Source organism: Psychrobacter sp. M17(2026) (genome assembly GCF_055699815.1).
On sequence record NZ_CM146741.1, the window covers coordinates 1,719,233 to 1,743,549 of the forward strand.

The window sequence follows — 24,317 nt, forward strand, 5'->3', positions numbered from 1 at the left end:
ATTAAAAAGTATCAAAAATGGTAACGTTAAATACGCTCTCGGGTTAAATCGATTTCTGATTCACGCGTTGTGACAGCGCCTCTGCACTCTCCACACGCTCTGAATAGCGATCAGTTAGATAAGCCGAGCGTCCACGAGTAAGCCATGTAAATTTAACCAACTCCTCACAGACATCAACAACCCGCTGATATAAAGACGAATTTAGCATACGATCATTATCGTCAAACTCCAGAAAAGCTTTGGGAATAGACGACTGATTGGGCATGGTAATCATGCGCATCCAGCGCCCTAAGATACGCAGCTGATTGACAGTATTAAAGCTTTGACTGCCACCACTGACTTGCATTATTGCTAAGGTCTTGCCTTGTGTCGGACGGACGCCACCTAGTGATAGTGGAATCCAATCTATCTGCGCTTTCATAATGCTAGTGATACTGCCATGACGTTCAGGGCTGACCCATAGCATACCCTCAGACCACGCTGCTAGCTCACGCAGTTCTTGTACCTTTGGGTGATCGGCATCGGTACTATCAGGCAGGGGTAGACCTGTGGGATCAAAGGTACGTACCTCACAACCATACCAGCGCAATAGCCGACTGGCCTCTTCGCTTGCCAATTTAGAAAACGAACGCGCACGCAGAGAGCCGTATAACACTAGTATCTTTGGTGGATGACGGGGATCAGTTGCACTAATCAGAGCATCGATATCGATCGGCTGTAGCTCGGCGGCCTCTATATTAGGTAGCTCATATCGATCAATAGAATCTTGCAATGCGTCCTCTTTAGCAGAGTAAAGCACTTCACCATCTTCTTTGATAAAGTGGCGCACTGGGTTATCTAATAATTCAAACACTCGCTCTGAAGGTCGGCAGAGTGCAGCGCCTTTAGACGTCACTACAATAGGACGATTGATCAAAATAGGATGCGCCATCATGGCATCAATAAGCTGATCATCGGATAATTCTGCATCATCCAGCCCCAACGCAACCATTTCCTTTCGGCGTAATAACTCACGCGCAGATATGTTCATCACTGCTAATAGCTCAAGTAAATACTCACGGGTAGGCGGTGTTTTTAGGTATTCAATGACGTTGGGTATTTCGCCTGATGCTTTGATGATAGCTAAGGTATTGCGAGAGGTGCCACAGTTAGGATTGTGAAAAATAATGGGTGTCATAACGACCTTTTATGCTGTTAGCAAATTATAAAATTAGAAGGGTTTGTATTATCAAAAATAATAGTAGCTTAACCACTAGGCTTAACGGATGTATCGGATGTGTCAATATCACAGGTACTCGAGCTGTCTACAAGCGAGCTACATAGCTCTGGGTGACCGCTACAGCAGTCTTTTAATAAGAACTGAATGACCTCTTCCATATGTGTGAGGGAAGCTCGATAGATAATTTGGCGGCTTTGTCGTTGTGAGGTTACCCATTCTGCCCGCGCAAGCACAGCTAAGTGCGCCGACATCGTATTATGCGGCACATCAAGCGCGCGTGCGATATCACCAGCAGGCAAACCATCAGGCTCATGACTGACCAGCAGACGAAAAGCTTTTAATCGAGTGCCTTGAGAGAGCGCAGCAAAGCTGGCAGTAGCGTCTATTATTTCCATATGTCCAATAATATAGACATATGGAAATAAATCAAGAGTTTTTATGGGTTATACTATTCTCTGCCCAAAAAATGGTGGCACGGGGTCACCTAGCTTACAGGGGCAACCTTAGCCAGCTCAGCATAAATTTGTATACTTAAGCTGAACTAGCTGATAAGCCATGCAAGCTGACGGATGGTAGCATGCCCTCATAGGTTAGCGTTTTTTATACTTTTAACTTTTTATACTTTTAACTTTTTATACTTTTAAAATTTTATGCCTCCAAACTAAAGATAGGCTGACCATATTCTACATTCTGCCCCTCTTCAACTAAGATATCACTGATGATCCCGTGTTTATCACTGACGACAGGTAACAAGCGGGTCAGCTCATCAATAAAGCAGACGGTTTGACCCTTTTCAATACGATCACCTTTGTTAACTAAAGGATCGGTGGTGGCATCTTCACTTAGGTAAACTTGACCGACGTAAGTAGCAGATACTTGCAAACTCTTGCTACTATTATCTTTGCTCTTATCAATAGGCGCTGTTGCGACTGTCTCTACAGAGCTGTTAGCACCCTGTTTAGCTACTCTATTAACCACCGTAATAGACTGCCCATTATTGGCAATGGTTACTTTATGCAACTGACTACTCTCGATCAGTCCAACGACACGTGCCACTTGTTCTATATCCATAACAGACTCCTTGATTTGTCTTTTAGCTCATTCCAAGATATTGCATAATAGTCATTACGCTTAATATAGTCATTGATACAGCAATGACCCAACCAAGCACGGCAATCCAGATCGGATGCTTATAATTACCAACAATGTTTTTTCTATAAGCGGCAATAAGAATAATGACCATAGCGATAGGCAGCACCAAGCCATTTAACGTACCAACCAAGACTAATACTTGAGCAGGCTTACCAATAGTGGCAAATACGAATGTCGAAATAATGATAAAACCAATGATAAAATAGCGCTTATGTCTTTCGATAAATGGATGAAAGTTGGTCATAAAAGAGACAGAGGTGTAAGCTGCGCCAATGACAGAGGTTACAGAAGCGGCCCAAATTACAATACCAAAAATAACTTTACCAGTATTGCCTAAGATGTACTGAAAAGGTGACATGGCTGGGTTCGCAGGATCCAATGAAACACCTTGAGAAACCACGCCTAAAACAGCAAGGAATAAGAATACGCGAATAACAGAGGCCACTAAAATACCCGTTACTGAACTTCTAGTAACGTCCGCTAGGTTTTCTTCACCACTCACGCCAGCTTCTAGCAAGCGATGCGCGCCAGAGAAAGTGATGTAACCGCCGACGGTACCGCCAACTAAAGTGACGATAGCGACGGCATCTATCTTGTCTGGCATGATAGTTTTAGTGACGGCCTCTGCTAGTGGCGGGTCAGATTTGAATACCACATAAATGATTAATACAATCAGAATAAAGCCCATTAATTGCGCAAACTTGTCCATCATAGGCCCAGTTTCTCGGCCTAAGAATATAGCGACAGCGATCACCCCACTGATTAGAGCACCTGTGATCGGCGAGATATTGAACATTGACTGCATACCAAGCCCAGCGCCGCCAATATTACCGATATTAAAAGCCAGTCCTCCTGCGATAATCAGGAAAGCTAGCAGATAACCAACCCCTGGAAAGACTAAGTTAGCAATTTCCTGCGCACGCTTTTTGGATACTGCAACTATTCGCCAAACGTTAAGCTGTACCCCAATATCCATAATAATAGATATGAGAATGACAAAACCAAAGCTGGCCATTAGGCTTTCGGTAAAAGTAGCCGTTTGGGTCAAAAACCCTGGCCCTACTGCTGAGGTTGCCATCAAAAAAGCGGCGCCCAAAATAGCTGTATTGTGTTTTTTTAAGGTACTCATATACATCCTTGTTTTATACAGAGTAGGTGGTTCAAACTATTTTTAAGCTGATGTTAAGCCGATATCTTAATACCTTGAAGCTCTAGCTGCTTCTTTATCTCCTGCGCAAATGAGATGGCATGTTCACCATCACCATGTAAACAGATACTTTGCGCCTCTACTGGCACCGTCGCGCCACATATACTAGTGACTTCTCCTTCGTTAATCATTTGCAATACATGCTTAACGGCCTTGTCAGTATCGGTTATTACCGCGTTATCTTTGCTGCGAGAGACTAGTGAGCCATCTTTTTCATAGTTTCTATCGGCAAATACTTCTGATATCACCTCTAAGCCATGGTTTTTGGCTGATTTGACTAGATAGCCCCCTGATAAACCCATCACTTTTAAATTGGGATCAAAACGCTTTATTTCGCTGACCAAGATATCTGATAGCTTCTCATCGCTGGCTGCTTGATTATACAAAGCACCGTGTGGTTTTACATATTCTAATGAGATTCCAACCAAGTCACAGAGCGCTTTTGTCGCGCCCAACTGATAAGCCATCAAGGCTCGATACTCACCCTCGTCTAAGGATTGATTGGTACGACCGAAGTTCTCTCTGTCATTTAGTCCAGGGTGCGCGCCTACTCTGACGTTGTTTTGTTTCGCTAATTGCAAGGTAGCTAACATCTCAGCATAAGAGCCTGCATGAAGACCGCAGCAGACGTTAGCCGAGCTAACTATGGTCAATAGCTTGTCATCTTGGCCGCAGCCTTCGGCAACGTCGGCGTTCAAGTCAACGCTATCAACGGTTTTTGAGGCATCAATTTTCATGGGCGTACTCCTTGATTTGCTCGATATAATAGTGTCGGTTTTGCTGTTCATATAATGCCTGCTCTACAGTTACCATGGCAAATTGACAGGTTTTACCAAATCTAATTTGCGCCATGAGCCCTATATCTGCGTTAATCACCGTGGCTATTTTAGGATAGCCGCCTGTGGTTTGTGCGTCAGCCATCAGCACAATCGGCTGACCTTGTGGCGGCACTTGAATCATACCGATATCGACGCCGTGCGAACTCATCTGTATAGCTTCAATAAACTCAAGGGCGTTACCATTCAAGCGATAGCCCATACGGTTGCTGCTACTTTGTAGTTGCCATTGTTGCGACTCAAACGCCGCTTTTGAGTCAGAGGTAAAGTATTCGTACTCGCTGTTTTTTATCACTCTAATAGTCTGAGTAGGTACAAGCCTTGCCACCCCTATGACAGGTAAGTTTGAGGCGGCTCTAACTTTTAGGGTATCGTCTGCCTTGAGATATCTACCCTCAAAGCCACCGAACCCAGCTTTTAGGTTGGTACTAGTAGACTGCAGGACAGGCTCTATATCAAAGCCACCGTGCACACACAGATAGGTATACATCCCTTGTAATGGGCGTATGAGTTTGAGGGTTTGCCCTGCCTGCGCATTGATACGCCAATAGCAAGCAATACGCTTATCATCTAAATAAGCCTCGTATAACGCACCGGTTAGACAAAAACTGACCGCCTCTTCAAACTCTATGACCAACTCACCCATAGCGATCTCAATAGCAGGCTCATTAACCTCGTTTTTCATCAAAGCATTGCCTGCTTGCAACGACCAGCTATCCATGACGCCATTTCTACCTACCCCCATACTTCGGTAGCCAAATCGTCCTGAGTCTTGGATGCTAGCAAGCGCATTCGTGGTTAAAATCTTCATCGATGCTACCTTTTTATATTTCTATTTATTTTTTATTTCTTTCTTTTATTGATACCTTTTATTCATGTAGCCATTACTTATAGCGGTACTAGTCATGAATATCGATAGCTCTAAACTGTAAGGTATCGCCTGCGCTGAGCAAGGTAGGAGACTCTTTGCTTAAATCAAATAAAGCACTATCAGTCTGCCCTAATAGCTGCCAGCCCCCTGGAGACTCAAAGGGATAGACGCCTGTCTGTTCACCGCCGATACCGACTGAGCCTGCGGGTACTTGCGTTCTTGGGATAGCATGCCTTGGAAAATATAAAGATTCGGATAAGCCACCAAGATAAGGAAATCCAGGTTGAAAACCAATGAAATAGACGGTATAAGTCGCTTCGGTATGCAGATTCACCACAGCCTCAACCGAGAGACCTAGTTCAGTGGCCATAGACTTTAGATCAGGACCATATTGACCGCCATAGCGCACTGGAATCTCAACATGATTGCCATTGATTATCTTTGATGGGATATCATCAAGCAGCGCGGATAGCTTATCTTTAAAGCTCTGTAGCTCGATCCATACTAGCGGCGCTATAAATACACTGAGCGTATTCATCCCAATCACCACTTCTATCACTTCTGGCAGCTGTTGTATACTATCTGCCAACGCCCAGCACTGTTGCTGTTTTTCTAAGGTGATAGGTTTAGGGAAGAATAAAACCAGGTTGGTCTCACTGCATAGTTGCCACTGTAAATTCATTAGCGCACGCTCCATCATCTTTGTTTTGCATTATCTTGGTTATACACTGTCTTGGTTATATATATTTTCGTTATACATTGCCACTCAAGCTTTAGATATTGTCCGTTATCCATTCCGCTAGATAATGAATACTCATTTGACCTTTACAAAACCCTGCATCTTTGAATAGGCGCTCATGAAGACTGATATTAGTATCAATCCCTGTAATTTGCGCCTCTGACAATGCCGCTTGCATCTTTTTTATCGCTTGCTCTCTTGAAGCATCATGCACGCATATTTTGGCAATTAGGCTATCGTAAGAAGGTGGCACGACATAATTGGACTCAACATGACTGTCCACTCGGATACCAAGCCCTGCTGGCATATGACAGTAGTCTATACGTCCCGCATTTGGCAAAAAGGTATTAGGGTTTTCAGCATTAATGCGGCATTCAAAAGCGTGTCCAGTGATAATAATATCGCTTTGCTCATGGGCTAGCGGTAGCCCTGCGGCGACTCGGATTTGTTCTTGAACGATATCTACCCCTGTGACCATCTCAGTAATAGTATGCTCAACCTGAATCCGAGTATTCATCTCGATGAAGAAGAACTCCCCATTTTCATATAAAAATTCAAACGTGCCAGCCCCTCTATAGTGCATTTGCTGGCAGGCAGTCGCACAAGCTTGACCTATCCGCTGTCTTTGCTCATCGGTAATACCCGGTGCTGGTGCTTCCTCGATGACTTTTTGATGGCGGCGCTGCATAGAGCAATCGCGCTCACCCAAGTAGATAGCGTTACCATGAGTATCAGATAAGACTTGAACTTCAACATGCCGAGGCAATTGCAAGTATTTTTCAAGATAAACGATATCACTACCAAAGTTGGCTTTAGCTTCGGTTTGGGTCATAGAAATGGCGGTCAATAGATCGTCCTGTTTGTCGACAACACGCATACCGCGACCACCGCCACCGCTAGCCGCTTTAATAATGACAGGATAGCCGACGTCATTTGCAATCTTGATCACTTGATCCGCATCAGTCGGCAAAGCACCTTCGGAGCCAGGAACACAGGGCACGCCCGCTTGCATCATTTGCTTCTTGGCCTCGACCTTGTCTCCCATCTCTCTTATATTGTCGGCTGTTGGGCCAATAAATATCAGACCTGAGCTTTCGATTAAAGCTGCAAAGTCTGCATTTTCGGATAAAAACCCGTAGCCTGGATGAATAGCCTCAGCGCCTGTCATTTTTGCCGCGGAGACAAGCGCTCTTTGATTGAGGTAGCTATGTGTGGCATTAGCAGGGCCAATGCATATTTTCTCATCGGCTAAGCGCACTGGTAACGAGTCTTTATCTGCTTCTGAGTAGGCAATGACGGATTGAATACCTAGCTGTTTACAAGCTCGGATAACCCGCAGAGCAATCTCACCACGATTGGCAATCAAGATTTTTGAGAACATATCAGTTTCCCTAAGCTGGTCTTTTTAAAGAATATAGTATTGGCTATAGCGTTTATTGGCTATTTGGCTCTATTGCGGCTCTATAACAAATAAAGGCTGCCCATACTCCACGACATCCCCTTCATCAACCAAAGCCTCTTTGATAGTACAAGCCACGTCTGCTTTTACCTCATGCATCATTTTCATCGCCTCAATGATACACAACGTCTGTCCTGCATCGACTTGATCGCCAACGCTGACAAACTCATCAGCGCTAGGCTCTGAGCGTCGATAAAAAGTGCCGAGCATAGGGGCTGATACTTGATTGCTTTGATTGTTTTGGTCTTCGGCAGGCGGGGTTTCATCAGTGCTGTTAGCGCCTACATTGACATCGTCGCTAGTCTCTAGATGCTGTCCGCTACTATGACTGGTATGATTAGCCGTTTGGTGATCGCTGCCACTGCCATTAGACTGACAAATGACAGTAATACGCGCATCGCCATCCGTGACCTCTAACGAGTGTATATCAGAGCGTTCCGCTAGCTTTATGAGCTTTTCTAGATCAGTGAAATTAATATCCATATTATTAGCTATTCCATTAGAGTAAAAAGGGATTCATTACTTTATTTAAGGGTCAACATAACAAGAAGTATTACAATATTCAACCGTGGCATACCCCTATATTTTCAACTAAAAACTATAGGACAGCCAAGTCTTCATCTTTGGGATCACAGATGAACATATACCCTGGTGAATGAGTGATCATAAGCTCAGGCTTGCTGGTCATAGCTATACTTTGCGGGGTGACACCACAGGCCCAAAAAACAGGCACTTCACCCTCTTTTATTATCGATGAGTCACCGAAATCAGGCAGATTTATATCTTTTATCCCTATTAGGCTAGGATCTCCTATATGGATAGGTGCGCCATGTACTTGAGGGAACCTAGACGTTGCTTGTACGGCTCGGGTCACCATCTGATACGGTATTGGTCTCATACTGACCACCATTTTTCCATGGAATTTTCCAGCAGGCTCTGTTTCTATATTGGTCACGTACATAGGTACATTGTGATTGTCTTCGATATGCCTTATGGGAATTGACGCATTTAGCATGGCAGCTTCGAAGGAGAAGCTACAGCCTAAGAGAAAGCCGACCAGATCGTCTCTCCAATAGTCGGTTAGATCAGATACTTCATCTGTTAATTCACCATATTTATATATTCTATATTTTGGTACATCAGATCTTAAATCGGCACCTTTCGCCATGAGCTTAGGTTCTGCGCTACCGATATCTGTGACATCTAAAATAGGACAAGGTTTAGGGTTTCTTTGTGCAAACAACAAAAAATCATAGGCCAAATCTTTAGGAACGATAACTAAGTTTGCCTGTATATGACCTTTGCACATACCAGAAGTAGATTTATTAATTTTATTATTGCTGATTAATTGCCTGACCTCTTTGGGACTCATGTTTGCCAAATCTAGCATTGTCGATACCTCTTCTGCTATTTTACGAAAAATAGTCTATCAATTACTCTTATCATATAGCGATAATTTGCTTAGAGAAAACTTAAATTGAGTGCTTTTGTTACTTGATAGCCAAATGTAGATTTTGATAGATAATACAAAGTTAGTAACATCGCTTGAGGCTAGCAATAAAGAAAAAGTAATCACGACTATATCTGGCAATTTGCCATATCTTTTATTCGGTCAGGAGTAGGTAGATGTTCGGCAAGAGGTTTGGGAAGCGACAAAAGCTCATTATAAAAATCAGACAGCGCTTCATCATCTTTAATAATTTCATTTTGTACTAAATACTTAGTGGCATAGCAATCTGCAGTCGACTCGTTCTCCTCAACGACGGTATCAAAAATAAAGTGTCCACATGTATGAGCGAACCACCACTGTGCAACATTACTTGAATATTGACTTAATATATCGGAGTTCACTGAAATATATGGCATCCCAAGAAAATATCTCGTAGACAAACCAACGTCATTAAATCCAGTATCTGTGAATATTGATGCTTTTACATTTTCAGGTGTCGTGCAACTCATTTGTAAACCTCTGATATCGACCTGATTTGTTGCTGCGTGCGCTACTGTCATCTGTGAATACAGTAAAGCAGTCATAGCCAAAATAAATGTCATCCGTCTCATATATACTCTCCCTTTTTATTAATAGTGATCCAAATATTGTCTTTTTTTACTTTTGCGACACCGCCTGAAAAAGAAAAAGCTTGTTCAAAAACTATTGGTATAACGATTTTTCCCTGTTGATTGATAAAACCGTATCTACCTTCATAGCTAACACGCGCCAGCTCCTCTGAAAAAATAACGGCACTATCATACTTTGGCGGTACAACCTCTTGACCTTGCTGATTTAAAAAGCCGTATTTATCGTTCTGCTTAACCATTACCAAACCTTCTAAAAAGGGCAAATCAATGAGATCGTATTGTATAGGTGCAACAAGCTCCCCTTTTTTATTGATAAGTCCTTGCTTAGCTTCGGCTTCTACTAGAGCTAAGCCATTCAAAAAAATCTCTGCGTAAGAAAAAGGATTCAGGTTATAGTACTTATCGACATCCAAAACCTCTGCTCCTGTCTTATCAATAAATATGTATCGTCCATCTTTTCTGACTCGTGCCAAGCCATCAGAGAATCTACTTGGTCGGTCGTAATCAAATGAAATGACGACATTCCCATGTGTATCTATAAATCCTGATTTGCCCTTTTTTTCGACACTCGCCAGCCCTTCTGAAAATGCCCCAACCTCATCATATATAGCAGGCACTACAATATCGCCCTGACTATTTATAAAACCATATTTACCCTCTTTTTCAACTTCACCTAAATTCTCAAAAAAATAAAGACCTTCAGTTTTCTGAAGATCTACTGTTGGTGCATAATTATGAGAGATTTCTGAGGCACTAGCTTGAGAAGCACTTATCAAGATTGATAATATGATGACACTGGGACTTATAAGCCAAGTTAATTTGCTCATGCTGAATGTCCTTGTTCCAATATGATCTCCGTTAAATATTATATTGACTCAAACAAATAAACATCGCAAGTATAAATCCACTTTTAAGAATACTTGCAATGCTTCTTATAAAAAATTATATTTAAGTAATGCCATATTTATCGTACTGCTTTGCATAATAATCAAAAAATAGTTTTTTTATACCTCTAATACTCACATTAAGGATACTGACAATGACACACTCATGGACAAAAACGGTTAACTGTAGTATCCCATTGTTGTTATCTTTAGCTTTAGTCGTTCCAGCAATGGCCGATAGCAACCTCTCGCAAACACAAACATCAGCGAACCAAGGTGACCCTAGCGCTCAATATAATCTCGGCCTTAAATACTATTCAGGCGAGGGTGTGAGCCAGAGTTATAATAAAGCGTTTGAATGGTATCAAAAATCCGCCATGCAAAACTATTCCGATGCTCAATATAACTTAGGTCACATGTATGAAAATGGCAAAGGTACTTCTAGAGATCTAAGTAAAGCGCTAAGCTGGTACAAAAAATCAGCGTTACAAGGTGATGCTGATGCACAAAATCAGATAGGCTTGATTTACTCTAAAACCTCCTATCAAGATTGGGATAAAGCAATGGATTGGTATCTAAAAGCTGCGAATCAAAACCATGCAGAGGCACAGTCTAATGTGGGAAAGCTGTACTACTATGGGTTTGGGGTGCCAAAGAACAAAGACGAAGCCTTTGATTGGTTCAAAAAATCAGCGGATCAAGGGAATCAACAAGCGCAAACTAAAGTTGATGATATCTCTAATTTTAGACTCTCTATGAAGTCTATCGACGATAAGTTAAATAAAAGCCGTAACTATTTAATAGATCAAGGATACTCTAATTATAGTAGCAATAGTATAGTCGGAAGCTTGAGCGACTCTTCTTCGAAAATCGAAAATATGTCTATTTTATCTAACGGAACTTACGCTCTTATCGCGGCTTGCGCTATGGATTGTAGTAAAATAAATTTATACGTCTATGATCGTGATGGCAACTTATTATCTAAGGCTATTGACGATGAAAATAATTCAATTGTTCAGTTCGAAGCGACCTATACTGGCGATTACGATATCAAGGTAGATTTTGATTGCAAGGCTGAATCTTGTTCATATGAGATTCGAGGTTACGAGCCTATGAGTGACGCTGAAATTATGTATAGTTGTATAGTTTGTGATTTTTTATAAAATATAGGGCTAAACACTCAAACATCAAGCATGCCGTGATGGGCAATGGGAGAGCTCAGATTGCTAAATATAGCTTACTCTAAAAGGACGCTATCAAGCGATGATGTACCCTAATCCGATAACACCCTCCTATTCAAACGCTTTCCCCTCACCAACCTCCTCATGAGTGACGCCGTCGCGAATATGATAGATACGCTTAAAAACGGCTGTTTGAGCATGATGATCGATTAAGTATGATGCTCAACTCAGTGTGACGGTCATCCAATTTTGGGACAATTTTAGGGTAATATTATGAAACGACTTTTCAGTAATTTGCCTTATCTACTACGCGCCCAGAGGATGGTTCATCCCACACTAGCGCTGACAAACACGATAACAGTAATAATAGTAATAGTAACGACTAACCTTATCGATGTAATACAAGGCTGCGCACCCAGTCAAAAATTCAATGGCTATACTTCGTGTCCGCTGCTCATAAAAGAAGGTGAAGCGATGCTGGTTGAGTTCGATTATGACAATAACTTAACCCCTAGCGTACCTTTAGTAGATCCTTTAAAGGAAAGCTACTTTGCTGGGTTTTTAGAAGAGATGATGCTAAAGCCTGCGTATATGACGGTCGCTAAAGGTCGGATCTAGCGTTATATGCAGAGCCGACTTCATTTTACAATTGATGACACGATCTAGATTACATTAACCTTGAGGGCTTTGAGTCATCTGGCGACAGTAGCCCGCCAAGTTATCTGGCAAGTCGTCTGGGCAGACACCGCATTGCTGGTTACCAGGTACGGCGTGGTCAATGAATTTTGGATACGGCAGGTTCAAATTATTCATGATGTCCCTGAACGCCTCAATAGATATGTCCCCACCGAGCCGTGGATTGCGTTTTTTCTCTTGAGCGATTGAGGAGACAAAGCGCTCTTTGTAATCATGCGCGGGATAGACTAAGGTCTCATCGGGTAAAGCAAACAGCTTGTTGCGCACAGAATCATACAAGGCATCAGCATCACCGTTCTGAAAGTCAGTGCGACCGCAACCCTCAATTAACAAAGCATCACCTGTAAATACCCGTTCATTAAAGAGATAAGCAAAATGTCCAGCAGTGTGCCCTGGCGTATGTAAAGGGTCTAAGGTAATGCCAGCAACCTTTAGTGGTATGCCCTCTTCAAGACCAACATCGGCGCACTCTAACCGATCATAGGCGGGCGCTGCGATCTGACTGCCAACAGCACGCTTCATCTCTAATGCTGCGGTGATATGATCGGCATGAATATGCGTATCAACGGTATAGGCTAGTTTCAATCCTAACTTATGCAATTCGGCCAAATCCCGATCCATAGTTGCAATAACAGGATCAATAAGAATCGCCTCTCCTGTGTCCTCATCCCCTATTAGATAAGTATAAGTACTCGAAAGGGGCTCGTACAATTGCCGAAAAATCATAGCTATTCCTCATTTAATGTAGATTCTGATATATAGGTTATAATATATAGTATCTATATATTATCTTATAGTATAGTATTTTTATATAATTCTACATAGCAGGTTCTTTATGTTGACCTAATTGCACGAAGTCGTATAAAGCTTATTGAACATCTACCTGAGGGCACTATTGATAGCTAAAAAATCATCTAAAGTAGCAAGGGGAATTGATAAATCCTTGCATATATCAAAGTACTCATCAGGACCCCAACTACACTGAACCAGACTAAATATATCTGCGCGTTTGACCAAGTTATTTGCCAGTTGATTTTGTCTTTAATCGTTAACCATTCAGTCACACTGATAGCCACTGTCAACCATAATGTGCCAACCAAATAGCCGCCTAATACATCGCTTAAATAATGCTCATTGAGCACTATTCGACTCAACCCTATTAGTACCGTCACTAAAATAGTCATCATAACGATACGCACTTGGACGGCAAAGCGCTCACTAAAGCGAATAGCAATGTAAGCCAAAAATCCATATAGGGCAACGGTGACGGTCGCGTGTCCACTTGGGAAAGAATAGGTACTCTCAAGCAATAAAATATCTATGGGACGCGCGCGCTGAAAGAGCATTTTAGTTACAAAGGTAAATATCGTGCTACCGATCACGGCTATGAGTAGGCCTATGATGATATAGCGCTGACGTATAACCCAGCATATAATAGCCGTCAGTAGCATCACTAAGATAGTAATCGGTGTAGAGGCTAAGCTGGTGATCGCAATAAAAACATCAATGACCCCAGCTTCACTGAGCGAGCTCATCTGCTGTGAGACTAAGTGATCGAGCGCCACTATAGAATCGGAGGTAACGACATCTTCGACCAGCCCCACGAACACAGCTGCTATATAGATCATCAGTAACGATAAAATAGTCAGCGGCAAGCCATGAAAGTGCTGAGCATGTAGCCGTCGCCAAAGAAACTGATAGAGCTTTGGCTGGCTATTTTTTAGGTGAGTGAGTCGCTTATCTACACCAAAATACTGCTCAAACTTGTGCCAGTATCGCTTGATTAGCATAAAGGCGCTTTTGCCATAGCGAATGACGACGTACTGCAATCCCCATAAAATTACGATGACTATTAATAGCAGCACGCTTAGTACCAATAGCGGCTGATGGGTTTGCAGTAAAGTTATCACACCCAACCTTTATAAGTTTGTGGTCATAGCGCTAGGAGATAAAATCGCGGCGAGCTGCTCATCGCTTAGCAGTTGCTCGCGTCTGACCAATTCTGCCACACCAAGACCACTGTGTAATGCTATGCCTGCGATACGGCTGGCATTGTCATAACCGATATGAGGCACTAGAGCGGTGACAATACCGATACTCCTCTCGACGTATTGGGCACAGTGATCCTCATTCGCGGTAATACCCTGAATACATAGCTTATCGAGCATACGTATGGACTTCTCTAACATTCGCGAGTTATTGAGTAAATTATAGACGATTAAAGGCTCCATAGCGTTAAGCTGTAGTTGCCCTGCTTCTGCTGCCATAGTCACCGACATATCCGTGCCCATTATCTGAAAAGCCGTTTGATTCATCGCCTCAGGTATGACTGGATTTACCTTGCCTGGCATGATGGAGGAGCCTGGCTGTACTGCTGGTAGATTTATCTCATTGAGACCCGTACGCGGGCCGCTTGAGAGCAGACGCAAGTCATTGCTGAGCTTGGACAGCTTAATAGCTAAGCGTTTGAGCGTCCCTGAAAAGGTCACAAAGTCACCCATATCAGAGCTAGCGGCCATCAGATCCACAGCCAAGCGTATGGGCAAACCACTGATATCGGTCAGCTCTTTTACCACTAAGTCTGCATAAGCACTTGGCGCATTGATGCCTGTACCAATTGCTGTACCGCCCAAATTCACCTCGCATAGTTGCTGGCAGGTATGCTCAATGTGCTCTGTCTCACCGCCCAAATCACTAGCAAACGCATTAAACTCTTGACCCAATGTCATCGGCACAGCGTCTTGCATTTGGGTGCGACCCATCTTAAGAATCTCACTAAACTCTTGACCCTTAGCTTCAAGGCTACGCTGCAGATCACTAACGGCTTGTTTTAGGGTACGAGCTGAGAATATAATCGCTATACGTGCAGCACTTGGATAGACATCATTAGTCGATTGTGAGCAATTGACATCATTATTAGGATGCAAATGACGGTACTCACCGTACTTATAGCCCATCTTAACAAGACCAAGATTAGCAATGACCTCATTGGCATTCATATTGGTCGACGTGCCAGCACCGCCTTGAATGAGATCCACTATAAAATGCTCATGATGTACGCCCTCAATCAGCTCTAAACAAGCATCAGTGATAGCATCAGCTTTATCATCACTCAGTATGTCGAGCTGATGATTCGCTTTAGCGGCCGCGTATTTCACCATAGCTAAGGCGCGTACTAGCTCTGAAAAATGACTGATAGGCGTGCCTGTGATATCGAAGTTTTGTGCTGCGCGCTGAGTTTGGATGCCGTATAAAGCACTGGCAGGAACGGACTGCTGACCTAGCGAGTCCTCCTCTACGCGAGTAGATGGGTCTTGGTTCGCAAGTTTTTTTATAGTGGTCATAGTGGTGATCTCAGTTATAATTTTTATTAACACTAAAGTTGCAGTGTAATCTCTTAACCCACCTTATCCCACATCTTACTAAGACGCTTAGGCGATACTGCCATACGCGTTTTCATCGGCTGGGCAAATAGCTGGATTCGATATTCCTCTACCATCCAACGATAGTCACTAATCGCGCTATCACTAGCCCGATTGCCCAATCGCTCCATATGCAAATCAAGCGCATAGACCCCGTCAAGATCAGCCTCCAAGTTGTGCTCAAGGCGCTCAAGACGCAATTCTAACGCTTCTAGGTAACGCGGATACTGCTGCCAATGACTATAATCCATACGGTAAACAAAATCTGCCAAATGCAAATCTGCTAACTGATCTTCGATATCGTCGATAGATTCAGCAAAGATTTCGCGATCAAGCATCAGTAGACTTTGACGAATACGCTGCCAGCGAGTGTAGACACTTTTGAGAGTTTTGATAACATCTTGACCGATAAGTAAGAAGTTACTGATGACGACTTTTTCTGTTTGTTGGTACTCTTCAACCGTAAAGGGCAACTCTTCGCTCAACCCAATAGCGATACTATCAGCACTCTCAGGCAAATCACTACTGTGATCGAATAAGGCATAATGCTCCTCAAGCGTCGCATCTACTGCCGCATCAATAATGATAGTTTTGAGCTTTTCCATATCGCCAAGTGGCGCAAAAGCCAATTTAAATATATTATCAATTTGACTAGTCAGCTGCTTTTTCTTTGCGCCAAGCTTAGCTTTAATCAAAGTCAGCACACCAATGCGATGAGCTTGCAGCGCAGCATTGACATCCGTATATTGATGAATAGAAACGGCCTCACCTGATGCGTCCGCAACGAGCGCTGAGAACTGCTTCATGACCACGCCTGCACTATGCCGATTCTTACTAAAAGCGAAGTGCTCAGGGAACTCAGTGTGTGCCCCTTGCTGCTCAGTAATCGCTTGGCTGGTCTCGCTAGCATGACGAATCTGTAGCGTTTGTAGATCGCGACCTTTTTCGATCACGCGGTTTTTGTCATCGACCACTGATATTTGCGGCTGCAAGTAGCGATCAATTGATGCGGGGCTAAACTTATCAGGTGTCACTGACATAATGCCACGACGGTTAAGCGCATGGCACAGTTGCTTAAGCAGACCTTGCTCGCCTTGCGGTTGTAATTCATCGAATAAGCTATCAGCCATATCTGGAATAGGCACAATCTGACGGCGGATATCTTTGGGTAGTGACTTGAGCAATTGCAGTACTAGCTCATAGCGCCAACCAGGCACGCCCCATAACAACTCAATCGCATCCAACTGTGGTAGCGCTGCTAATGGCACACGAATAGTCACCCCATCATCATCACTTGAGGGATCAAAGATGTAGCGCAAAGGCAGTTTTAAATCGCCTAATTGCCAAACTTCTGGGAAGTCGCCAGTGGTTGGCGCTTGGCTATTGAGGACATCGTCGTCGGTAAAGAAAAGATACTGCGTATCGCTCTTTTCCATCTCCGCACGCCAATCTTCAAAAGCTTTGCGACTGGCAACATGCTCAGGTATTTTATGATCATAGAACTGATACAGTGTCTCTTCATCGACCAGTAGATCACGGCGACGCAGCTTATCCTCAATGCGCTCAACATGAGCGATCTTGTCCATATTGTGCTGCAGAAACGGCGCTTGGCGACCGAGATTGCCTGTCACTAAGCCATCACGGATAAAGATCTCACGCGACTCGACGAGATTGACTTGCTCATAGTTTGTTAGCTGCTTAGGGATAATAATCAGACCAAATAGGCTAATCTGCGCGTAAGCTTTAACCCGTCCTGTTTTCTTTGACCAATGCGGCTCAAAATAATGATATTTAAGTAAGTCGCCTGCCGCTGAAATAATCCATTCAGGCTCAATCTTGGCAACAGTACGCATGAAGACTTGTGAGGTTTCTACCACTTCAAATGCCATAACCCAAGGTGGTATCTGCTTGAATACGGTACTCGCTGGAAAGATTTTAGCTTTTTGCTGGCGTGCAGCCAAGTATTCGCCACGACTCTCGGTCTTATGAGCGATAGTAGAGAGCAGACCTGTCATTAAGGCGCGATGCAAATTCGCGTACTTAACCGCTTTGATTTCTTCATCATCGACACCAGTGGGATCGCTACCATTGGCTAATGCTTTTGAGCTATTTTTACTGTTTTTAGTATTGTTGTTATTACTGCTACTAGTGCCATTACCTTTGATATCATTGACATCAGTTAGCTTTAGATCCGTAACCATCTGTACCAGTTGACGATGGGTTTGATTCCATTCACGTACCCGCGGAAAACTGAGATAATTTTTTTTGGTAAACTGCTTACGCTGATTGCCAGAGAGCTTATTGCCATGTTCATCACTTTCAAACAACGCCTTCCACAGGGTTAAATAGAACAGAAAATCTGAGTCGTCTTGACGAAATTCAGCGTGCTTCTGATCGGCTTGTTGGCGCTTATTAGCAGGGCGCTCACGCGGATCTTGTACCGCAAGGGCAGCAACCAAGATGAGCATCTCACGAATACAGTCAAAGTCGCTACCAGCAACTAACATACGTGCCAGTCTTGGATCGATAGGCATTCGCGCCATCTTTTGACCTATAGCCGTCAGATGCAAATGATCTAAACCATCTCTTTTGGACTTATTATTTACATTACTAGCTGCTTTATCATTTTTAGCAGTGATTGCGCCTAACTCATCCAGCAGCTTATGGCCATCAGTAACTAAACGACTATCAGGCGGCTCAATAAACTCAAAATCATCGACACTGCCTAGGCGCAGGTTTGCCATCTGCAAAATAACCGAAGCTAAGTTAGTACGTAGAATCTCAGGCTCAGTGAACTCAGGACGACCCTTGAAGTCCTCTTCACTATAGAGTCGAATACAGACGCCTGGCGCGACACGACCACAACGACCTTTACGCTGATTAGCAGCGGCCTGTGAGATTGCCTCAATCGGCAAACGCTGAACGCGTGAGCGATAAGAATAACGCGATATCCGCGCAAACCCTAAATCAATGACATAGCGAATACCAGGGACGGTCAATGCGGTTTCGGCAACGTTGGTCGCAATGACGATACGGCGACCACGGCCTGAGGGCTGAAAGATACGCTGCTGCTCTTCATAAGTCTGACGGGCAAATAGTGGCAGCACTTCGGTATGTTTGGGGCCATGACGCTCAAGCACCTCTTGCGTCTCGCGAATCTCCGCTTCGGTCGCGGCAAATATCAAGATATCGGCTTGATCGGCGTGACATTTACTCTGCGCGTCATGAAAGCATTCTTCTACTGCGGCAACGACAGCGCGCGGTAGATTCTCTTCAAAGTCATCATAGCTATCATCATCAGAGCTAGTTACTGGCTCATCAGTGAGCGGACGATAGCGCACTTCGACTGGAAAGCTACGGCCTTCGACATTGAAAATTGGCGCAGGAACTTTACGTTTTTGCTTAGCATCATAACGGCTAAAATACTCACTAAAGCGCTTCGTATCGAGCGTTGCTGAGGTAATAATAACTTTTAGATCAGGACGTTTAGGAAGTAATTTCTTCAGGTAACCCATAATAAAGTCGATATTGAGACTACGCTCATGCGCCTCATCGATAATGATAGTGTCGTATTTGCTCAAAAATCGATCATGACCCAATTCAGCGAGTAAAATACCATCGGTCATCAGCTTGACGACAGACTGAGCAGTACCTTCTTCATTGAAGCGAATCTTAAAGCTCACTGTATTACCAAGCTTTTCACCGAGCTCTTCAGCGATACGGTTTGAGACACTACGCGCAGCCAGACGACGCGGCTGGGTATGTCCTATCTGTCCTCTTATACCACGACCTGCCAGCATTGCCAGCTTTGGTAATTGGGTGGTCTTACCTGAACCTGTCTCACCTGCGACGATAATCACTTGATTATCAATAATCGCTTGAATCAAGTCTTCTGCGCGTTGGCTGACAGGCAAATCAAGGTTTAGTTTCGTGGGTAAGTCTTGGGGAATGCTATCAATACGCGCTTGCACCGTCTGCTGTGAGCGGTTTTTTATTTTGTCGTATTGGGCACGCTTCTTCGCCAGCTCTTTTTCGGCTTTATCGCTATTTGATTGTTTGCTAGAAACAATAGCACGCGCCAGCTCACGCTCCAAACGGCTGAGATAATAGCTATCTTTAGCAAGTACAGGAATCTCTGCCAAATTATTTATATCAGTATTCGTATTTATTGTCTTATTGCTATGATTTAAGTTTGCAGGTTCTTGGATATTCTCGGAAACGTTAGGCATATTTACTTAGGCTATTTATTATTAATAAGTGCTTAGATTATGGGGATTTTTTAGGTTGGATTCAAGAAGGGTTTGTTTAATTACTACTGGTATGAATAACCTGCTGCTTCTGTGAAGCTGACTCAAAAAAGCTTCGCATTTTTTGTAGTGGCACTCTAGGAAACGGTAGATGCAGCGAGAGTATTAAGGTCTCAAACGCTACCATTTCATCAACTAATGCGCGAGCCATGTCAGGCTTAATCTGTGGATTATCATAAAGCGTATCAATCAGCCCTGTTAATTGTGGGAACTTAGGATTGTTATGAACCTGATAAAGAGTAGGTACTAAGTCATCAGGAATTTGGCAGCGTGTTTTGCGAAACATGCCATCTTTGTAATACATATTAAGAGCCATATTATTATCACTTCTTTAATTTCAGATAACCAGTATTGGTCTCGTTTTCTCATTGAGAATACCACAGCTCAAAGACAAGTCCATCAATAATAGTTTCTATATAAAACTTATTGAACATCTTAAGCTCTGTAACTTATTTAGTATCAATTAAGAATTGTTGAACTACTGCAACGGTTGCCAATGAGTCTTCTTCGTGTGGCACATGGCCTAAGTTGTCAAATATCTGCAACTGACTATTAGCTATATCTCGATGAAAGAACTCAGCATTCTCAACAGGAATAAGCTCATCTTTCGCGCCCCACATAATCAATGTTGGCAATGCTAATTGCTTAATTTGCTCTCTATCCTCTATATTATCAAAGTCATTTAAACGAGCTGACAACGCGCCACGGTTACCAGTACGCAGAGATAAATCATAGTAGCGATCGATGAGCGCGTCATCGACTTTGCTATCATCAGCATAGACACTTAAAATACTTTTTTTGACGACACTTCTAGGTAGAATACGACCTAAGATAGGTCTTAGAGCTGGATAGGTTGCCAGTTTAAAACCAAGAGGAATGCTTTTTGGGGTCGCAGGATAACCAACGGCATCGACCAATATCAGCTTATCTATTCGCTCAGGATACAGTGCGGCGGTTCGCCAAGCTATTTTGCCCCCTAATGAGTTACCCGCTAAAATAACGCTATCTAAATTTAACTTATCAAGAACTTCGATAACAAAAGAAGCATAATTGGCGCTCGTATATCGAGTCGAGCTATCAGCATAAGGGCCCGTTAAGCCAAAACCTGGCAAATCCATACTCACTACACAATAGTCAGCGCTAAGCGCTTCTGTCCAGCCCTCCCAAGTATGTAAGCTCGCTGAGGTACCATGCAGTAAAACAATCGTTTTTGGCTGTTCTGTATTAACCGCATTACTTTTTGAAGCACTATCATGATAGCTAGCACATTTATTAGCGCGTACTACATGTGCTTGCATGCCTTGAACGGTTATAAATTCGCTATTAGGCAGTTGCCATTGTTTTAGCTCGGCAACGCTACGATCCGGTGCCCAGTAGATTATGACAGGTACAATAAGTAAAAGACTTGTGCCGACAGCCGTTAGCAATACAATTTTGGCTAAACGTTTTTTCATTGTTGCAACACTCAATAATTTAAATAAGTTCAATCAGTTGTAGATGATACTAGATAAAAAAGATAAATATTAGCGTATTGCGTGACTGCTATGAATTTTTATTACTACTTCTGCGTTGACTATATTTATAATATAAAAAAGCCAGCGCCTATTTCCTTAAGTATAAAACTTAGTAAATAGACCCTGGCTTTTTTGTAGGAATAGACTCAAATCAATCTACAGTTTGATTTTTAAGCGGCCTTCTTATAACGACTCACTCCAGCGATAATCGTTTCATCAATTACCCGATCATCACCTAGCATCATTAGTACAAATAACTGCTCTTCCAAGGTTTTGGTCTGACTCATACGCCGCTCAAGTAATGCCGTTCCAGCTAAATCAATCACTACAAAGTCGGCTTCTTTATTCGGCATAAAATTACCGATTTTGTCATCTAATACCAGTGACTGCGCATTGCCTAAAGTGATCTGATACAGACCTTGATGCGCAGACAATGGATTGTTCTGTAGTTGCTGAACTTTGTATGTCTCTGATAAAGTGGTTAGCATCGAAAGACTAGTTCCCGCACCTACGTCAGTGGCGATACTGACACCGGTATAGCTTAAGGTATTGGATAAATCAAACAGTCCACTGCCTAAAAAAAGATTAGACGTTGGACAGTGCGCAATCTGCGTCTCAGTTGCCCGAAGTATCTCATACTCCTGTCTTTCAAGATAAATACCATGCGCCAGCGTAGTATAGCGTCCTAATAAGCCCATATCCGCATACACATCGAGATAGCCTTTATGATTGGGATAAAGCTCTTTTACAAAAGCTACTTCCTCACGGTTTTCGGCTAGATGGGTTTGCAGATAGACATCGTCATAACTGGCGTACAGCTCGCCTGTCATTTGTAGCTGTTTTGGCGTCGAGGTGATCGCAAAGCGTGGCGTGATAGCTACATGCTGACGACCGCGCTTGTGCCACTTATCGATGATGTTCTGGCTATCACGGATGCCCTGCTCAGTTGGTACGCACAGATGCTCAGGCGCATTGGTGTCCATCAACACATTACCGGTGATCATACGGGTATTCAGGCGCTCGCTCTCATTAAAAAACGCTTCAACCGATTCAGGATGGCTAGTGGCAAATACCATAGCGCTGGTTGTGCCATTAGCAAATAGCTGATCTAAAAAGAACTTTGAAGCATCATGTGCGACCTTGGGATCACCAAAATTAGCTTCGGTAACAAAGGTATAATTATTGAGCCAATCCAATAATTGCTCACCATAAGAGGCGATCATATCGACTTGTGGATAATGCACATGGGTATCGATAAAGCCTGGCATGATAAGCTTGTGCTTGCAGTCATGAATTTTTACTGGCTGTTGCCCCTCTTGATTATGAGCATGATCAGCTGACATAGCTTCTCTACTACCATAGTCTATAACGAGACCTGTGGCATCATCGACGACTAATGCGCCGTCTGCAATATATTCAGGATAAACGGTTATGCCTTTAATCACTGGATTTAATGCGGTGCTTTTATCTACAGATGATGTTGTTTGTGCTCCATTTTCTAAATGCGTTCGTTGAGTCAAATCATCTTCAGTAAGATAGTGCAAAAGTTGTGCTTGATAGATATGAATAGTCATAAGAACATCTCACTTTAATAAGTAAAAATAAGGTTGTTAATAGTCGTCTAATAAGTGATTAAAACCTTGAAACAGCATCGTTCGGCGTAATGCGGACACAAAGCTGCTAAATGTAGCCGATAAATGATTCTGGCTAACGGTTTTGGCAATACTTTTTTTAAAGTAAAATCTGATACAAATTTAAAGTTAAGAGTTATGGTACTGCTGCAAAATTTGTGCGGCGATAGAAACCGCTACCGCCATCGGCTCTTTGCCACCAAGCGTCAAGCCAATAGGCATGGTAATCTGATTCACCAGCTGCTCATCGTAACCGCGCTGAAGCAGGCGATCTTGAAAACGCTTGGCTTTAGTCGCCGAGCTAATACAGCCAATATAAGGCATAGCGATTTTTGTGTAGTCCGTATCTTTGTTAGCAGCATCAACACTAAGCGCTATATAGCTGTCTAGCGCTTCCCGTACTAGATCAAAGTCAAGACTATGATCATGGGTCATCACTAAAATAAAGCGCTGTCCTTGCTTTTTGATAAACGGTCTAACAAAATCGATAGGTTCCTCATCAATATGCACACGAACATGCGCAGGCAGATGATAAGAGCGCTGATTATCTTTGCCTTTATCATCCTCTGACAAATAGCGCTCAAACATCTCAGGGCGACTATCAATCCAGTCCACTTGACAAGGTAATTCTGCCAGCAGCGTCATCAAAGCTGACGCTACATGTCCTGCCCCAAATACTAAAATAGACAGAGGTGGCGTCACGTTAAAGCACTCAAACATAACGGTGACACTACCGCCGCAGCACTGCGCTAGCTTAGCACCGAGCGGGTAATGCTTGGTATAAACAGCATTACGTCGTATCAATTTGGCCTTTTCAGACTTATCTTCTGCTGATCGTTTCGAGTTTGTCGCCACCTGAGTATCGATTTCACCCTTGAGCAATTGCCGTGCTGTATTTATGACATCATGCTCAAGGCCACCGCCACCGAGCGTGTCACATATCGTATCTGGCGTCACGATCATCTTAGCTTGTAGCGCGCGCGGCGCTGAGCCATTGACCGCAACGACGGTCGCCAATACATGCTGGGCCCCCTGCTGCTGATACTGTGCTAGTCCGTCATACCAGCGTTTAGGTGCTTGAGCGGTTGCTGATGACGCAACTGGCGTAGGCTTTAACAAT

General features: G+C 43.2%; 22 protein-coding genes and 1 pseudogene. 2 read left to right on the top strand and 21 right to left on the bottom strand.

Translation table 11 applies throughout. The features are described from left to right. Nucleotides 1–43: 43 nt before the first annotated feature. The 13 genes and pseudogenes from arsH to ACR63T_RS07350 form a co-directional block, all read right to left on the bottom strand. Nucleotides 44–760, bottom strand: coding sequence for an arsenical resistance protein ArsH (gene arsH / locus ACR63T_RS07290; protein WP_472785255.1), 717 nt, complete (start codon nucleotides 758–760; stop codon nucleotides 44–46). Between the two features lie 138 nt (nucleotides 761–898). Next, nucleotides 899–1,177, bottom strand: a pseudogene (locus ACR63T_RS07295) (arsenate reductase family protein); the annotation flags it as partial. Between the two features lie 68 nt (nucleotides 1,178–1,245). After that, entirely contained in the window at nucleotides 1,246–1,614 is a 369-nt protein-coding gene (locus tag ACR63T_RS07300) for an ArsR/SmtB family transcription factor (protein WP_472783542.1), read from the bottom strand. Between the two features lie 253 nt (nucleotides 1,615–1,867). Further along, nucleotides 1,868–2,290, bottom strand: a complete 423-nt coding sequence (locus tag ACR63T_RS07305; RefSeq protein WP_472783543.1) for an acetyl-CoA carboxylase biotin carboxyl carrier protein — start codon at nucleotides 2,288–2,290, stop codon at nucleotides 1,868–1,870. A 22-nt stretch (nucleotides 2,291–2,312) separates the two neighbouring features. Continuing rightward, on the bottom strand, nucleotides 2,313–3,500 hold the full coding sequence (locus ACR63T_RS07310) for an NRAMP family divalent metal transporter (RefSeq protein ID WP_472783544.1): 1,188 nt from the start codon (nucleotides 3,498–3,500) through the stop codon (nucleotides 2,313–2,315). Nucleotides 3,501–3,553: 53 nt separating this feature from the next. Beyond that, entirely contained in the window at nucleotides 3,554–4,315 is a 762-nt protein-coding gene (gene pxpA / locus ACR63T_RS07315) for a 5-oxoprolinase subunit PxpA (protein ID WP_472783545.1), read from the bottom strand. After that, a complete protein-coding gene (locus ACR63T_RS07320; RefSeq protein WP_472783546.1) occupies nucleotides 4,305–5,225 on the bottom strand; it encodes a 5-oxoprolinase subunit C family protein in 921 nt (306 codons plus the stop codon). Before ACR63T_RS07320 ends, pxpA begins: the two co-directional genes overlap by 11 nt. A gap of 88 nt (nucleotides 5,226–5,313) precedes the next feature. Then, a complete protein-coding gene (gene pxpB / locus ACR63T_RS07325; protein ID WP_472783547.1) occupies nucleotides 5,314–5,985 on the bottom strand; it encodes a 5-oxoprolinase subunit PxpB in 672 nt (223 codons plus the stop codon). Between the two features lie 73 nt (nucleotides 5,986–6,058). After that, the gene (gene accC / locus ACR63T_RS07330; RefSeq protein WP_472783548.1) at nucleotides 6,059–7,405 is read right to left on the bottom strand and encodes an acetyl-CoA carboxylase biotin carboxylase subunit; all 1,347 of its coding nucleotides are present in this window, start codon (nucleotides 7,403–7,405) and stop codon (nucleotides 6,059–6,061) included. 69 nt (nucleotides 7,406–7,474) lie between these two features. After that, the gene (accB, locus tag ACR63T_RS07335; RefSeq protein WP_472783549.1) at nucleotides 7,475–7,966 is read right to left on the bottom strand and encodes an acetyl-CoA carboxylase biotin carboxyl carrier protein; all 492 of its coding nucleotides are present in this window, start codon (nucleotides 7,964–7,966) and stop codon (nucleotides 7,475–7,477) included. Between the two features lie 115 nt (nucleotides 7,967–8,081). Then, nucleotides 8,082–8,873: a putative hydro-lyase gene (locus ACR63T_RS07340; protein WP_472783550.1), complete on the bottom strand. Its 792-nt coding sequence runs from the start codon at nucleotides 8,871–8,873 to the stop codon at nucleotides 8,082–8,084. 188 nt (nucleotides 8,874–9,061) lie between these two features. Further along, nucleotides 9,062–9,544 (bottom strand): hypothetical protein, encoded by a 483-nt coding sequence (locus ACR63T_RS07345; protein ID WP_472783551.1) that lies wholly within the window; start codon nucleotides 9,542–9,544, stop codon nucleotides 9,062–9,064. Then, on the bottom strand, nucleotides 9,541–10,389 hold the full coding sequence (locus ACR63T_RS07350; protein ID WP_472783552.1) for a WG repeat-containing protein: 849 nt from the start codon (nucleotides 10,387–10,389) through the stop codon (nucleotides 9,541–9,543). The genes ACR63T_RS07345 and ACR63T_RS07350 overlap by 4 nt, the downstream gene beginning before the upstream one ends. 212 nt (nucleotides 10,390–10,601) lie before the next feature. On the opposite strand from ACR63T_RS07350, the gene ACR63T_RS07355 reads away from it, so the two are divergent. Both ACR63T_RS07355 and ACR63T_RS07360 read left to right on the top strand, forming a co-directional pair. Beyond that, nucleotides 10,602–11,609 carry a tetratricopeptide repeat protein gene (locus ACR63T_RS07355; protein ID WP_305898263.1) on the top strand — a complete coding sequence of 336 codons (1,008 nt, stop codon included), beginning with the start codon at nucleotides 10,602–10,604 and terminating at the stop codon, nucleotides 11,607–11,609. Between the two features lie 291 nt (nucleotides 11,610–11,900). Then, nucleotides 11,901–12,245: a hypothetical protein gene (locus tag ACR63T_RS07360; protein WP_472783553.1), complete on the top strand. Its 345-nt coding sequence runs from the start codon at nucleotides 11,901–11,903 to the stop codon at nucleotides 12,243–12,245. A 54-nt stretch (nucleotides 12,246–12,299) separates the two neighbouring features. Here the strand turns inward: ACR63T_RS07360 and ACR63T_RS07365 are convergent, their stop codons facing one another. The 8 genes from ACR63T_RS07365 to ACR63T_RS07400 form a co-directional block, all read right to left on the bottom strand. Then, nucleotides 12,300–13,049: an MBL fold metallo-hydrolase gene (locus ACR63T_RS07365; RefSeq protein ID WP_472783554.1), complete on the bottom strand. Its 750-nt coding sequence runs from the start codon at nucleotides 13,047–13,049 to the stop codon at nucleotides 12,300–12,302. Nucleotides 13,050–13,237: 188 nt separating this feature from the next. Then, the gene (locus ACR63T_RS07370) at nucleotides 13,238–14,233 is read right to left on the bottom strand and encodes a phosphatase PAP2 family protein (protein ID WP_472783555.1); all 996 of its coding nucleotides are present in this window, start codon (nucleotides 14,231–14,233) and stop codon (nucleotides 13,238–13,240) included. Between the two features lie 9 nt (nucleotides 14,234–14,242). Continuing rightward, on the bottom strand, nucleotides 14,243–15,667 hold the full coding sequence (locus ACR63T_RS07375; protein WP_472783556.1) for an aspartate ammonia-lyase: 1,425 nt from the start codon (nucleotides 15,665–15,667) through the stop codon (nucleotides 14,243–14,245). Nucleotides 15,668–15,720: 53 nt separating this feature from the next. Further along, the gene (gene hrpA, locus ACR63T_RS07380; protein WP_472785256.1) at nucleotides 15,721–19,896 is read right to left on the bottom strand and encodes an ATP-dependent RNA helicase HrpA; all 4,176 of its coding nucleotides are present in this window, start codon (nucleotides 19,894–19,896) and stop codon (nucleotides 15,721–15,723) included. Nucleotides 19,897–20,050: 154 nt separating this feature from the next. Further along, on the bottom strand, nucleotides 20,051–20,368 hold the full coding sequence (locus ACR63T_RS07385; RefSeq protein ID WP_472783557.1) for a hypothetical protein: 318 nt from the start codon (nucleotides 20,366–20,368) through the stop codon (nucleotides 20,051–20,053). A 133-nt stretch (nucleotides 20,369–20,501) separates the two neighbouring features. Further along, nucleotides 20,502–21,506, bottom strand: a complete 1,005-nt coding sequence (locus ACR63T_RS07390; protein WP_472783558.1) for an alpha/beta fold hydrolase — start codon at nucleotides 21,504–21,506, stop codon at nucleotides 20,502–20,504. Nucleotides 21,507–21,736: 230 nt separating this feature from the next. Next, nucleotides 21,737–23,140: a guanine deaminase gene (gene guaD, locus ACR63T_RS07395; RefSeq protein WP_472783559.1), complete on the bottom strand. Its 1,404-nt coding sequence runs from the start codon at nucleotides 23,138–23,140 to the stop codon at nucleotides 21,737–21,739. Between the two features lie 186 nt (nucleotides 23,141–23,326). After that, nucleotides 23,327–24,316, bottom strand: a complete 990-nt coding sequence (locus ACR63T_RS07400; protein ID WP_472783560.1) for an XdhC family protein — start codon at nucleotides 24,314–24,316, stop codon at nucleotides 23,327–23,329. Between the last annotated feature and the right edge of the window lies 1 nt (nucleotide 24,317).